At 55.9% G+C, this 13,532-nt stretch carries 10 protein-coding genes and 4 pseudogenes; 7 read left to right on the top strand and 7 right to left on the bottom strand.

The features are described from left to right. The first annotated feature begins 1 nt into the window (after position 1). From DNK50_RS21190 to hutH, 3 genes are all read left to right on the top strand, one after another. Positions 2–766, top strand: a complete 765-nt coding sequence (locus DNK50_RS21190; protein WP_029291000.1) for an ABC transporter ATP-binding protein — start codon at positions 2–4, stop codon at positions 764–766. 184 nt (positions 767–950) lie between these two features. After that, entirely contained in the window at positions 951–2,642 is a 1,692-nt protein-coding gene (gene hutU / locus DNK50_RS21185) for a urocanate hydratase (protein ID WP_112196137.1), read from the top strand. Next, complete coding sequence (hutH, locus tag DNK50_RS21180; protein ID WP_112196136.1) at positions 2,639–4,171, top strand: histidine ammonia-lyase; 1,533 nt, start codon at positions 2,639–2,641, stop codon at positions 4,169–4,171. The genes hutU and hutH overlap by 4 nt, the downstream gene beginning before the upstream one ends. Positions 4,172–4,435: 264 nt before the next feature. Here hutH and hutC read toward each other — a convergent pair whose 3' ends face one another. Next, entirely contained in the window at positions 4,436–5,173 is a 738-nt protein-coding gene (hutC, locus tag DNK50_RS21175; protein WP_112196135.1) for a histidine utilization repressor, read from the bottom strand. Continuing rightward, positions 5,173–6,309: a histidinol-phosphate transaminase gene (gene hisC / locus DNK50_RS21170; RefSeq protein ID WP_112196134.1), complete on the bottom strand. Its 1,137-nt coding sequence runs from the start codon at positions 6,307–6,309 to the stop codon at positions 5,173–5,175. Before hisC ends, hutC begins: the two co-directional genes overlap by 1 nt. Before the next feature lie 616 nt (positions 6,310–6,925). Here hisC and DNK50_RS21165 point away from each other — a divergent pair. The 4 genes and pseudogenes from DNK50_RS21165 to DNK50_RS29615 all read left to right on the top strand — a co-directional run bounded on the left by DNK50_RS21165 (position 6,926) and on the right by DNK50_RS29615 (position 10,804). Then, the gene (locus tag DNK50_RS21165) at positions 6,926–7,393 is read left to right on the top strand and encodes a RidA family protein (protein ID WP_218565069.1); all 468 of its coding nucleotides are present in this window, start codon (positions 6,926–6,928) and stop codon (positions 7,391–7,393) included. Between the two features lie 12 nt (positions 7,394–7,405). After that, positions 7,406–8,641, top strand: coding sequence for an FAD-binding oxidoreductase (locus DNK50_RS21160; protein WP_112196133.1), 1,236 nt, complete (start codon positions 7,406–7,408; stop codon positions 8,639–8,641). A gap of 216 nt (positions 8,642–8,857) precedes the next feature. After that, a pseudogene (locus tag DNK50_RS29620) lies at positions 8,858–9,895 on the top strand (cache domain-containing protein); the annotation flags it as partial. Positions 9,896–9,949: 54 nt separating this feature from the next. Beyond that, the gene (locus tag DNK50_RS29615) at positions 9,950–10,804 is read left to right on the top strand and encodes a methyl-accepting chemotaxis protein (protein WP_371929529.1); all 855 of its coding nucleotides are present in this window, start codon (positions 9,950–9,952) and stop codon (positions 10,802–10,804) included. 204 nt (positions 10,805–11,008) lie between these two features. Here DNK50_RS29615 and DNK50_RS21150 read toward each other — a convergent pair. The 5 genes and pseudogenes from DNK50_RS21150 to DNK50_RS28970 all read right to left on the bottom strand — a co-directional run. Then, positions 11,009–11,620: pseudogene (locus DNK50_RS21150) on the bottom strand (RraA family protein); the annotation flags it as partial. A gap of 135 nt (positions 11,621–11,755) precedes the next feature. Next, positions 11,756–12,495, bottom strand: a pseudogene (locus tag DNK50_RS21145) (amino acid ABC transporter ATP-binding protein); the annotation flags it as partial. Positions 12,496–12,511: 16 nt separating this feature from the next. Further along, a complete protein-coding gene (locus tag DNK50_RS21140) occupies positions 12,512–12,895 on the bottom strand; it encodes an ABC transporter permease subunit (protein ID WP_057400998.1) in 384 nt (127 codons plus the stop codon). Further along, a pseudogene (locus DNK50_RS21135) lies at positions 12,861–13,112 on the bottom strand (LysR family transcriptional regulator); the annotation flags it as partial. The gene DNK50_RS21140 and the pseudogene DNK50_RS21135, both read right to left, overlap by 35 nt. A 156-nt stretch (positions 13,113–13,268) precedes the next feature. Further along, the gene (locus DNK50_RS28970; RefSeq protein ID WP_177411553.1) at positions 13,269–13,409 is read right to left on the bottom strand and encodes a hypothetical protein; all 141 of its coding nucleotides are present in this window, start codon (positions 13,407–13,409) and stop codon (positions 13,269–13,271) included. Positions 13,410–13,532: the final 123 nt, after the last annotated feature.

Here is a 13,532-nt window from a genome sequence, read left to right as displayed (position 1 = left end):
CATGTACAAATTGACCGTTGAAAACCTGCATAAAAGCTATGGCAGCCACGAAGTACTCAAAGGCGTTTCCCTAAACGCCAAGACCGGCGATGTAATTAGTCTGATTGGCGCCAGCGGGTCGGGCAAGAGCACCTTCTTGCGTTGTATCAACTTTTTGGAAACGCCCAACGATGGCGCCATGGGCCTGGATAACCAGCCGATTCGCATGATGCATGACCGCCACGGCATGCATGTGGCCGACGCTTCTGAACTGCAGCGGCTGCGCACACGGCTTGCGATGGTGTTCCAGCACTTCAACCTTTGGAGCCACATGACCGTGCTGGACAACATCACGATGGCTCCACGCCGCGTCCTGGGTATCAGCAAGAAAGATGCTGAGGAGCGTGCTCGGCGGTATCTGGACAAGGTAGGTTTGCCGTCTCGCGTTGCCGACCAGTATCCGGCTTTTCTCTCTGGCGGGCAGCAGCAGCGGGTCGCTATCGCTCGGGCTTTGGCCATGGAGCCTGAGATCATGCTGTTCGACGAGCCGACTTCGGCGCTTGATCCAGAATTGGTGGGCGAGGTGCTCAAGGTTATCCAGGGTCTGGCCGAAGAAGGTCGAACTATGATCATGGTGACTCATGAGATGAGCTTTGCGCGCAAGGTGTCGAGTCAGGTGTTGTTCCTCCACCAAGGACTCGTGGAAGAACAGGGCTTACCTGAAGATGTCTTGGGCAACCCCAAGAGCGAGCGCCTGCAGCAGTTTCTTAGCGGCAACCTCAAGTAACCGCTATGCCTTCGAGCGACTCTTTGGTCGCTCATTAGCTCCAAATTACCTTGCCCTTCGTCAGTGACCATACTCGAGTAAAAATCCGCTTGATTATGGTTGTATATACATGATTGTATTTATGCTTGATCTGTAGCGTTAAACCAATAGATAGGCTGAGAAAGTCATTTCGAGAGGATTACCGGTGAACAAACCATCCCATTTCCGTAATGTCGAAATCCGCGCCGCGCGTGGTAACACGCTGACCGCCAAAAGCTGGCTGACCGAAGCGCCACTGCGCATGTTAATGAACAACCTCGACCCGGAAGTGGCCGAGAACCCAAAAGAACTGGTGGTGTATGGTGGCATCGGTCGTGCGGCGCGTAATTGGGGATGCTACGACAAGATCGTCGAAAGCCTCACCAATCTAAACGACGACGAGACCCTGCTGGTGCAATCCGGCAAGCCGGTCGGCGTGTTCAAGACCCACAGCAGCGCCCCGCGCGTGCTGATTGCCAGCTCCAACCTGGTGCCGCACTGGGCCACTTGGGAGCACTTCAACGAACTCGACGCCAAAGGCCTGGCCATGTATGGCCAGATGACCGCCGGCAGCTGGATCTACATCGGCAGTCAGGGCATCGTCCAGGGCACCTACGAAACCTTCGTAGAAGCAGGTCGCCAGCATTACAACGATAATCTGAAGGGTCGTTGGGTACTGACCGCAGGCCTCGGCGGTATGGGGGGCGCCCAGCCACTGGCGGCAACCCTGGCCGGCGCCTGCTCGCTGAATATCGAATGCCAGCAAGTCAGTATCGACTTCCGCCTGAACAGCCGTTACGTCGACGAGCAAGCCACAGACCTCGATGATGCACTTGCCCGCATCGCCCAATACACCAAAGAAGGCAAGGCTATCTCCATCGCCCTGCTGGGTAACGCGGCGGAAATCCTGCCTGAACTGGTCAAGCGCGGCGTACGCCCGGACATGGTCACTGACCAGACCAGCGCTCACGACCCGCTAAACGGTTACCTCCCGGCCGGCTGGACTTGGGAAGAGTATCGCGCACGCGCCAAGACCGAGCCTGCCTCTGTAGTGAAAGCCGCCAAGCAATCGATGGCCGTACACGTCAAAGCGATGCTTGAATTCCAGAAAATGGGCATTCCAACGTTCGACTACGGCAACAACATCCGTCAGATGGCTCATGAAGAAGGCGTGGAAAACGCATTCGACTTCCCGGGCTTCGTACCGGCCTACATCCGTCCGCTGTTCTGCCGTGGCATCGGCCCGTTCCGCTGGGCTGCGCTGTCGGGTAACGCTGAAGACATCTACAAAACTGATGCCAAGGTCAAAGAGCTGATTCCGGAAGACGCGCACCTGCATAACTGGCTGGACATGGCGCGCGAGCGCATCAGCTTCCAGGGCTTGCCGGCCCGAATCTGCTGGGTAGGGCTGGGTCTGCGCGCCAAGCTGGGCCTGGCATTCAACGAAATGGTGCGTAGCGGCGAATTGTCGGCGCCGATTGTCATCGGTCGCGACCATTTGGACTCCGGTTCCGTGGCCAGCCCAAACCGCGAAACGGAATCAATGCAGGACGGTTCCGACGCCGTGTCCGACTGGCCACTGCTCAACGCACTGCTGAACACCGCGAGCGGCGCGACCTGGGTTTCCCTGCACCACGGCGGCGGCGTCGGCATGGGCTTCTCTCAGCACTCGGGCATGGTGATCGTCTGCGACGGTACCGACGAAGCGGCTGAGCGCATTGCACGCGTGCTGCACAACGACCCGGCGACCGGCGTGATGCGTCACGCCGACGCGGGTTACCAGATCGCAATAGATTGTGCCAAAGAACAAGGCTTGAACCTGCCAATGATCACCTCTGTTAAAGGAGCAAAAGCATGAACACACTCAACATCATTCCTGGCCAACTGAGCATTGCCCAACTGCGCGACGTCTACCAGCATCCGGTCAACATCTCCCTCGATGACAGTGCTTCGGCCCAGATTGAAGCCAGCGTTGCTTGCGTGGAACAAATTCTCGCCGAGAACCGCACCGCCTATGGGATCAATACCGGTTTCGGCCTGCTGGCCTCGACCTGCATCGCTACCGAAGACCTGGAGAACCTCCAGCGCTCACTGGTTCTGTCTCACGCTGCCGGTGTTGGCGAACCGATCAGTGACGCGCTGGTCAGGCTGGTCATGGTGCTCAAGGTCAATAGCTTGAGCCGTGGTTTCTCCGGCATCCGCCGCACCGTCATCGAAGCACTGATCGCTTTGATCAACGCCGAGGTTTATCCGCAGATTCCGTTGAAAGGTTCGGTCGGTGCATCCGGCGACCTCGCACCCTTGGCCCACATGTCGCTGGTGCTGTTGGGTGAAGGCAAGGCTCGTTACAAGGGCGAATGGCTGGAAGCAACCGAGGCGCTGAAAGTCGCCGGCCTGACGCCACTGACACTGGCTGCCAAGGAAGGGCTGGCGTTGCTCAACGGCACGCAGGTATCCACCGCTTATGCACTGCGTGGTTTGTTCGAGGGCGAAGATCTGTTCGCTGGTGCACTGGCGATCGGTGCTCTGACTGTTGAAGCGGTTTTGGGCTCGCGCTCGCCGTTCGACGCACGCATCCACGCCGCGCGTGGCCAGAAAGGCCAGATCGACAGTGCTACCGCCTACCGAGACTTGCTCGGGGAGCGCAGTGAAGTCTCCGACTCCCACCAGAACTGCGGCAAGGTTCAGGATCCGTACTCCCTGCGTTGCCAGCCGCAAGTCATGGGCGCGTGCCTGACCCAGTTCCGTCAAGCCGCGGAGGTATTGGTCGTCGAAGCTAATGCCGTCTCCGATAACCCATTGGTCTTCGCTGTCGAAGGCGATGTGATCTCCGGTGGCAACTTCCACGCCGAGCCCGTGGCCATGGCTGCTGACAACATGGCATTAGCGATAGCGGAAATCGGCTCGCTAAGCGAGCGACGTATTTCCCTGATGATGGACAAGCACATGTCGCAATTGCCGCCATTCCTGGTGGCCAACGGCGGTGTGAATTCCGGCTTCATGATTTCCCAAGTTACCGCAGCAGCGCTGGCCAGTGAAAACAAGGCGCTGGCTCACCCCCATTCCGTAGACAGCCTGCCCACATCCGCGAACCAGGAAGACCACGTGTCGATGGCTCCTGCAGCGGGCAAGCGTCTATGGGAAATGGCTGAAAACACTCGCGGCGTCCTCGCTGTTGAGTGGCTCGCTGCGTGTCAGGGCCTTGACTTGCGCGAAGGGTTGAAGACCTCGACGAAGCTGGAGCTTGCCCGCACCAGCCTGCGCAGCAAAGTGGCTTACTACGACAAAGATCGCTTCTTTGCGCCGGATATCAACGCAGCAAGCGAGCTGTTGGCTTCCCGGTGCTTGAACGAACTGGTGTTGCCAAAGTTGCTGCCTAGCTTGTAATCGGGGTGAAGGGGCGTTTGGCTCCCGTGTGAGCAAGCTGAATTGCTCGAGTCATCCCGCACGAGAGCTACAGTGTTTATGCAGTTTTTTGGCTCTACAGCTATCGGCGACAGGCAGTTGTCGTAGCTGTGGAGCTTTTTTACTTTTGTAGTACAAGAAACTCACTGGTGAGATTCTGCGCAAGAGGTTGGCCGGAAAGTAGAAGCAGCAATGGAATTTCGATCCCGGTTTATGATGGATCAGTTCATCGGATGCCTTCAGGCATCAACTGTCTCTATGCGCCCCGTTTACCGGCAGGCGACTGCCGAGTCGATAGCGTGAGGAGGGGTGAACCAAGCGCACGTAAGTCACAATTTTGCTTTGGCTCCAGGTGCGGCGGATGAGCGCTAAGCAAGGTTCGTTAGCGTCGATCTGCATATGTTTGCTTTCGTCAACGCTTGGGTGACAGGCTTCGACGATATGCTCCATTTCATCGGGTTTGACGACGCGCAACAGGTATTTGGCGGGTTGCAAGTGCTCCCCGAAATCTTGCTGCAGAAACTCTGGCACCAGCTCGGGATTGACGTAACGATCCTCAAGTTGTACCGGCACGCCTTCTTCGCTGTGAACGCAGACCAGATGAAAAACTGAAGAGCCAGTGGTCAGGCCCAAAGCGGACGCCACCGACATTGAGGCCGATTCACGACCCAGGTGTAGGACGCGGCAGGTGTAGCTGTGGCCTCGGGCCAGGATCTCGTCGGCAATGTTGGTGATGCGCAGCAAGTTTGATTGCGGTTTGCTTTCGGCTACGAACGTGCCGACGCCTGAAATCCTGACCAGGTGGCCCTCTTCAGTCAGTTCGCGCAAAGCCCGATTGACGGTCATGCGCGAAATGCCCAGTTCTTGCACCAGCTGGTTTTCTGAAGAAATCAGGTCACCAGGTTTCCAAACGCCCGCCCGAAGTTGGTCTTGCACATAATCCTTTGCACGCCGGTAGAGCGCTTGTGGTGCATTTTTGATCATTAGTCAGTCCGTGTCTCGAGTGTGGCAAGGACGCTTGCCAGTGCTGTGAGGAAAAGGTCGTTATCCTCACAGCTTCCGACAGAGACGCGCAAGTACTCAGTGTAACCAACTTCGCGCCACGGTTTGATGATTACCCCTTCTCGCAGTAGAGCTTGATTGATGACTTCGGCCGGAAAAGGCGTGCTGAAAAACAAGAAGTTGGCAAGGGAGGGCGCGGTCGTGATGCCTTGCTCGTGCAGTGTCGCCTCCATTCGCCGGCGTTCGCTAGCGACATGGGACAGGCAGGCGTTCAGATGCTCATCGTCAGCCAGTGCGGCAATCGCTGCGGCCTGGGCTACGTGGTTGACGTTGAAGGGAGTACGCAGACGATTAATAAGATCGGCCAACATCGGATCGCTCACCACCCCGTAGCCTATGCGCAAACCCGCCAGGGAATAAGCCTTGGAGAACGTCCTCAGCAGGATGAACGGTCTGCCGCTGCCTTGAATCAGAGCAAGACAGTCCGGGTATTCGGCTTCCCATTGTGCATATTCGTAGTAGGCCTCGTCGAACACCAACAAACATTGCGGTGGTAATGCGTCGAGCAGTTGTTGTAGCTCGTCGGCGCTCAGGGCGCAGCCAACCGGGTTGGATGGGCAGGAAAACATCAGCACATGTGTGTGGGGAGTGAGTGCTGCGACCATCGCTGGCACATCGAATGTGCCTTGCTGGGTCATTGGCACACCAGTCACTTTGGCGCCGGCTGCCAGTGGATAGATGAAGTGCAGACCGAACGAAGGCACTACGGTCACCACTTCGTCGTTGTGATCCAAAAACACTCGACTGATGACGCTCAGTAAATCCTCCGAGCCGTTGCCGAACACTAACTGGTTTTCCGGCACACCCAGCTTTTCAGAAAGCGCAGTACGCAATGCTTGGCAGCCGGCATCGGGATACAGCGCAATTTCGCTGCAAGCTTGAGCCGTTGCGGCGCTAACGGCGGGTGCTGTGCCCATTGGGTTTTCGTTGCTCCCAAGTTTGGCTACGCGTGTAAGGCCGAATCGTTTGCGCACGGCATCCGAAGCCAGGCCAGCGTTATAGCTGGCCAACTCGCGCACTTCTGCGCGGGCAAGCAGGTTCAAGTCATTCGCATTCATACAGGGCTAACCTCAATTAGTGTCTTGCGGGAAGGCATCTCGGTTCAGTCGGTTGTGCTGGAGTTGCTGCAGACGCTACTACTTTTGGCGTTATGTCTGATCTCGGGTGGGGGATAGCTGGATGGATCTGAGCGGTGCCATTGGATTCATGATGTGACGTCCTTAGCGAAAAGCGTAACGTGGCGAATGATCTGTATCATCCTGTATATACCACAAGATAGAAATGCAAGCCAAAACCTTTGTTCGGTAATAGAGCCGCGGTTTTGGCCTGTTTTCAGAAAAGTGGATCAGATGCTCGCTCATGCAGGATTTTCAGTCTGTAAGCCAAGGTTCCGCGGTGGGGTGGGACTTTCACTCGGTGGCGTGTTTAAACGAAACATTTATTGCCGTACGCATTTGATGTGCTAACCATGAATGGACAGCTACTGGCTTTGCCTTAGGCATCTGGTGTGTTTTTGTGCGAGCGACATTGAAAATTCCTTACCCTGTATATACATGCTTTGCTTTTTAAGCTAAAACCTAGTTCAGCCCTTTCTGTCATGACTGACCAGTGAGTCAACATGAATTCGGAATGCTGTTCGCTCTGTATGCATGGCCGGCGCCCGCGAGGGGGCAGATGCTCAAGCGCATTTACGACTTGTTGCCTGGCCGTGAGCACAGATGGACTGCAGGCGATGATTCACAATTGGTGCTCGCTGATGAGCAAATCTTTGAATACCCAGGAGAGAGAACTGCCATGACCGTAAGCAATCTGCCCTTTTCCAAAGTCCGCCACAGCCAAGGCCTGGTTTTTTTGTCTGGCGAATTGCCGTTTGGTGAGGACGGCAGCTTTCCTGAAGGTATCGAGGCGCAAACGCGTTTAACCCTGACGCGTATTGCCCAGACGCTGGAAGCCGAATCGCTGTCGCTGGACGATGTTGTCAGCGTCACCGTATACCTGACCGACCGGAGTGATTTCGCCGAATTCAATCGGGCTTATGCATCATTCTTCACGACCAACCTGCCAGTGCGCGCGACCGTTTGCGCCGGCCTTGTGGTCGATGCATTGATAGAGATCAGTGTCATCGCGCAACAGCGTGCTTGATTCGGAGGCAGCGTGAGCGAAAAACAAGTGGTGGTATTGGGAGCCGGTATTGTCGGCGTCTGCACGGCGTTGCATTTGCAGCGCCGTGGCTGCGTAGTGACGCTGGTAGACAAAGGGTTGCCAGGGCGCGAAACATCGTTCGGTAACGCAGGCATTATTCAGCGCGAGGCCATTGAGCCTTACGCGTTTCCAAGGGATCTTGCCAGTTTGATAAACGTGGCAACCAAAAGTGACATCGGCGTTAATTACCATATGCGCGCGATGCCTGAATACGTGCCTGCCTTGGTCAGGTATTGGGCCAACTCCGCGCCGAAGCATTACCAGGCCATTGCGGATGCCTTTCGCACGTTGATTGAGCATTCGACTAGTGAGCACTCGGAGCTGATTGAGCAAAGCGGTTCGCAGAACCTTATCGTGCGCAAAGGGTGGATTCAGGCGTTCCGTAGCCCACAGCAATTTGATGAGGAGGTGGCGCGTGCGGTACGCGTGAGTGCACACGGCGTATTGTCCGAGCATTTGGACGGTGTCTCGCTAAGACTGGCGGAACCCGCCCTGAGCGAGGCATTGGTGGGGGGCATTCATTGGCTGCAACCCTGGACTTGTATTGAGCCTGGAGAGCTAGTGCAGCGTTATGCCGATCTGTTCGTGAGTGAAGGTGGGCAAATTTTGCGCGGCGATGCGCGATCGCTGCGTCAATTGGGAGCCAGCTGGAACGTCGATACCGATTCCGGATCGGTCGGCGCGTCGGAGGTGGTAGTAGCGCTGGGGCCTTGGGCTCATGAACTGCTGTGTGAGTTGGGCTACCGCATACCGTTGTTCGTCAAACGGGGTTACCACGCTCACTTTGCCGATGGAGCAACGTTGACCCGCCCGGTGCTGGATACCGAACAAGGCTACATGCTGGCGCCCATGAAACGCGGTATCCGCCTATCGACAGGGGCAGAATTCGCCAGTCTAAGCGCACCTCCAACACCAGTGCAGTTAGGCAAGGCCGAGCGTGCTGCACGACAAGTATTGGCGTTAGGCCCCCAAGTTGAGCGCACGCCATGGAAGGGCGCCCGACCCTGTACGGTAGACATGAAACCGGTAATCGGCGCAGCGCCCTTGCATAAAGGGCTCTGGTTCAATTTCGGCCATGCCCATCAGGGGTTTACGCTGGGCCCGGTCAGCGGTCGACTGCTCGCAGAATTGATGATGGGCGAGACGCCTATAGTCGATCCAGCACCCTTTGCTCCAGGCCGTTTTTGAGCTGAACTGAGCTGCAGTGCATGAGCCTTTCCGCCCGTCTCCGTTGGAGTAGCGGGCGAGAACCTGGGCTGTCAGGAAAATTAACACTGATATTTATCTACGGACGCTGCCCCTGCAGATTTCGTGTCAGTTGTCGTGGGCGCTGTTTTGATTCCAATGGGTGTATCCGCTCCATCGGCCCGCCCTAAATAATTATAAGTACCCGTTGGAGAAGTCATGAATATCAAACAGAAGCTGACATGGGTATTTGCGGCCATCGCCTGTCTTCCAGTGATTATGGTCGCGGTGCTCGTCGTATTGAACTTGCGGAGCGCGGCGCAAGCCAATTTCCTGGATAGCAGCGGTCGTGAAATTCGCCAGATTGATAACGGCATGAAGCAGTTCTTTGAAAGCATCCGCCAAAACGTCGAATACCTTGCCAAGGATCCTCGGATCGCCAGCATCAAGGGATTGAAAAACTATACCGCTGCCAATGCTGAGCAAACGCCTGTCACCGAAGCCGATCAGCGGCTCCAGGTTAATTTCGATCGATTTGCCGAGACCCACCCGACCACCGCATCCATTTCACTGGGGCTCAACGACGGCGGATTTGCCGGCTGGCCCGACGATCCAAAAATGGCCAGCTACGACCCCCGGGTACGTCCCTGGTACAAAACCGCCATGGCCGCCGCACCAGGCTTAACCGTGCGCACGGGCGCCTACTACTGGGCGCCGGATGACATGGTGCTGGTCAGCACGGTTCGCGCTTTCGCCGACGTAAGCGGCAACCCGGTAGGCGTCGTCGGTGTAGACGTCTCGCTAAAGCAATTAACGGAACTGGTTAAAACCATCAAGCTGGGCGACAGCGGGTACCTGATGATGGTCGAAGCCAACGGCAACGTTTTAGTTGATCCCGCCAATCCCCAAAACAGCTTCAAACCCTTGGCCGATTTGGGCCCTGGCTATTCCGATCTGGCAAAGACTGGCGATGGCGTCACCAGGATCGAAATCGATGGCGTGCCCTATATGGTCAATGTGGTCAGTTCCGAAAGCCTAGGCTGGCGCTTTATCGGTCTAATTAAGCGCGACGAAGTCATGGCTCAGGCCACCAGCCTCACATGGCTAATTGCGATGATTGCCGCCGTGTTGGCGATCGTATTCGCCATCGTAGGCGCGAGCTTCGCCGGCGTAATCGTTAGACCAATTCGCAGCGTTGCCAGTGGCTTGCAGGAAATTGCCGAAGGGGAGGGCGACCTGACATGCGAACTCGAAGTGCGGGGGAAGGACGAAACCGCCACTTTGGCTGGTTGGTTCAACCAGTTCCTTGGGATGATCGCGCAGCTGATGAGGCGCATTCGCAGCGCTTCCTCCGATTTGCAAGAGGTCGCTGCGGATACAAGTCAAGTGGCCATCAACATGAACAGCACCGCAGTGCGCCAGCGCGAAGCAGTTGAATTAGTAAGCACGGCTTTCAACGAGATGGTCGCTACCTCTAACGAAGTGGCTCGCTCATGTAGTCATGCGGCTTCCAGCGCGGACGTCGGTTATCGAGAGGTGCACGACGGGCAACGGCACATTGGTGAGGCAACGGGCAGCGTTCTTAAATTGAGTGAAAACCTGCAGCAGTCGGCAGGTTCCATGCAGATGCTCGAGCAGGACAGTAAGAGCATCAACACAATCCTGGATACCATTCGTTCGATCGCTGAACAGACCAATCTGTTGGCACTCAATGCCGCCATCGAAGCGGCGCGCGCCGGCGACCAGGGGCGTGGATTCGCGGTCGTGGCCGACGAAGTTCGCGCCTTGGCGCGACGTACTGCCGATTCAACTGGCGAGATCGACAGCCTGCTCGGCAACTTCAGGCGGCGAACCAAGGAGGTCACCCAGCAGATGCAACGCAGCTTGGAGGCGTCGCAAACCAGCGTTGAATGTATCCAGCAGGCGAGCGACAGTTTCGACAAGATCCGCGATTCAGTGGATTCGATTCGCGACCAGAATGCTCAAATCTCCACGGCTGCAGAGGAACAGCATCAGGTGGCTGAAGATATTAACCAACACATTGCACAAATCCACGCCGATGCCCAGGTGGTGGAGAGTGTTGCGCACTCGGCGTACACCGGATCAGTTCGCCTGACGGACATTTCTGTTCAACTGAAAGGGCTGGTGGGGCGTTTCAAGTTCTAGCTCGTGTTGATTTATGACGCAACCACGATAAGCAATGCAATCGGAAATACTCAGGCGACGATTTTCCGCTGCATGATTGGTCAGGGCTTGGAATGGTTAGAGTTCGAACAGCGCTTCGCAACGAAGATTTAGGGTGTATAGAAATCCGGTGCGACTCAATCTAAACCTCGATCTAAGCACCCCTGAATGTAAACGAGTTAGCTACTAAATCGAACAACCGTTGCGAGTCAGTAATTCGTCTACCCACCTCCAGTCTGACGTGCCGGCTTTGATCTGCGCCATCAACTTCACTTCATCATTGTGTTTTTTCAGCGCCAGCGCATGGACTTCCTCGACCTCGTGACGCGCCACGCTGACCACACCGTCGGCATCACCACAAACCAAATCACCAGGGAGAATAACCATTCCGTGTTGGGCGATGGGTACATTGACTTCTCCAGGCCCATCCCCGAACGGCCCTCTATGGGTCACGCCCAAGGCGAAGACTGGAAAACTACCAGCCAGCAATTTTTCTTCGCTGTCACGAATAGCACCTGATATGACAAGCCCACCGAGTTTGCGGTGTCTTGCATGGGTGATCATCAACTCACCGACCAAAGCGTTGGTCAGGTCTCCACCGGCGTCCACTATCAAGATGTCGCCTGGATCCGCGATGTCCAGTGCCTTGTTTACCACCAGATTGTCCCCCGGCCGTGTCTTGACGGTTAGAGCCGAGCCGACCATGCGTGGCCCTTTATAAAATGCCCGTAGGTTGGCGCCACCTGCAGTCATGCGCGCCATGCAATCGCTGATGTTTGGGACGGGCAGGTTACGGAACGCCTCCACCCATTGTGGCGCGACTTTTTCGCCGCTTGCTTTGATTCTGAAACTGATCATGACTCGCTCCGCCAAAATGGCTGACGCAGGGGGACTCTTCAAAAATCGTTGCGAGCGTGGTAACTCCGCAGATTGCTGTAAGCGCGGCTCTTCGCTTTCCTTGAGTACCTGCTGCGGCGTACCGAACTGAACGATGCACCCTCCGTCCAAGAACGCGACTTTGTCGGCGGCTTTGGCGGCGAAGCCCATCTCGTGTGTAACCACCACCATAGTCATGCCTTCGCTGGCGAGGTCGCGCATCACTTGGAATACTTCACCCACCAACTCCGGATCGAGTGCCGAGGTAGGTTCGTCAAATAGCATCAGGTTCGGATCCATGGACAACGCTCGCGCGATGGCGACACGCTGTTGCTGACCGCCAGACAAAGCCGTTGGATAGTTCTCGGCTTTTTGTGCCAAGCCTACTCTCTCAAGCATTCGCAGTGCCTTGGCCTTCGCGTCGGTTGCATTCATTTTCTGAACGCGCAGCAACGGTTCTGCGACATTTTCCAACGCAGTCATGTACGGCCAGAGGTTGAACTGCTGGAACACCATGCCAATGCTGCGGCGCATTTCCCTCAGTTCGCGGGCAGCCATGAGTTTGCGTTTACCGCCAGCCTCTTGATAGCCGATCAGTTTTCCGACAATCGTGATGGAGCCTTTGTCATAAGTTTCAAGAACATTGATACAGCGCAAGAGCGTGCTGTTTCCCGAACCACTCGGGCGATCAGGCAAATGAACTCGGAGCGCTGGACGTCCAAGTTGACGTTCTTCAGCACTTCAAAATCACCGTAGCTTTTGTGAACATTGACGATGCTTACCAAAAACTCACTCATGCGCTTCTCTTCATATTCAGGTGCTGATTGATATGGCGTTTGCACGTTGACCCAAGCGGGAAAAAATTTCGATCAGTACCCAGTACCCTAGCGCCAGGGTCAGGATCGACTCGAACGAGGCAAAAGTCTCTATCGCCATTTTCTGGACCTCGAATGTCAGGTCGGCCACAGTGATGATCGACAACAGCGCGGTTTTCTTGCAAACATTAATGATCATGTTTATCAAGGCAGGCGAAGCTGCGTTGAGGGCGCCGGGTAGGGTTACCCGACGTAAAATTGCGAATGACGTCATAGCCAGGCTGTGGGCGGCCTCGATCTGACCTTTGGGAACCGCGCTGAAACCACCGCGGAAAATTTCAGCGAAATAGGCGATCGCTATCCATCTGCACCCTAAGGGCATAAGCGGCAAGTAACTCTCCTGCATCGCTAGGCTGCATGCCGCGCGCCGTACGCTCAAACAGCAGAGTGTCCAGGCTGGCTTCCAGTTTTGCGATCTGCCGACTAATGGCTGACGACGCTACATTTAGCCGTGAGGCCGCTTCGCTGATGGAACCGGATCTGACGACTTCTAGAAAATAACGGGCGGCGGGTTCTTGAAGGATTTTTTTAGAGCTCATCATAATCACTCAAAATGTTCTATCTCAATTTAGCATTGCCGATTCGGCACAGGCATATGAGATTGTTCAACTCGCTTGATGATTGAGCCATTTCGACCCCGAGTTTTCGTTGTCTTCGGAGTAACGCAAGACCTTGCCGATACCGATACCGATGCATTACAGCGGCGGACGTCGGTCGATGCGCGGGTACATGCGCAGGTTGTATTGGGAGTCGATCTTGTGAAAATAGACGATGCGGCCTTCGTCGAGAATGCCCAAATGCACAATCTCGCCAGTCAATTCGTTGATGCGCCGCATGCCGGTTTTCGCCTCGCGGAGGACGTCCACGTCGGGCAGGGCTGGTCTGCCCAGCCGAGCCAACGACCTTGGCATCCTGCACCATATAGCCGCGGGCACGATCTCAAGCTTCAGCCGGACCTT

Origin of the sequence: Pseudomonas sp. LG1E9, from assembly GCF_003290225.1 — a bacterium.
Lineage (GTDB): Bacteria > Pseudomonadota > Gammaproteobacteria > Pseudomonadales > Pseudomonadaceae > Aquipseudomonas > Aquipseudomonas cyclaminis.
The sequence above is the reverse complement of the archived record's forward strand: the minus strand, read 5'-3'. Positions and strand labels throughout refer to the sequence as shown.

Excerpts from the sequence above, each read along its gene's own strand:
- DNK50_RS29615 (WP_371929529.1), top strand. The coding sequence starts at position 9,950 with ATGATCGCGCAGCTGATGAGGCGCATTCGCAGCGCTTCCTCCGATTTG.
- hutH (WP_112196136.1), top strand. The coding sequence starts at position 2,639 with ATGAACACACTCAACATCATTCCTGGCCAACTGAGCATTGCCCAACTG.
- DNK50_RS21140 (WP_057400998.1), bottom strand. The coding sequence starts at position 12,895 with ATGCCCTTAGGGTGCAGATGGATAGCGATCGCCTATTTCGCTGAAATT.
- DNK50_RS21190 (WP_029291000.1), top strand. The coding sequence starts at position 2 with ATGTACAAATTGACCGTTGAAAACCTGCATAAAAGCTATGGCAGCCAC.
- DNK50_RS21165 (WP_218565069.1), top strand. The coding sequence starts at position 6,926 with ATGCTCAAGCGCATTTACGACTTGTTGCCTGGCCGTGAGCACAGATGG.
- hutC (WP_112196135.1), bottom strand. The coding sequence starts at position 5,173 with ATGATCAAAAATGCACCACAAGCGCTCTACCGGCGTGCAAAGGATTAT.
- DNK50_RS28970 (WP_177411553.1), bottom strand. The coding sequence starts at position 13,409 with ATGCGGCGCATCAACGAATTGACTGGCGAGATTGTGCATTTGGGCATT.
- hisC (WP_112196134.1), bottom strand. The coding sequence starts at position 6,309 with ATGAATGCGAATGACTTGAACCTGCTTGCCCGCGCAGAAGTGCGCGAG.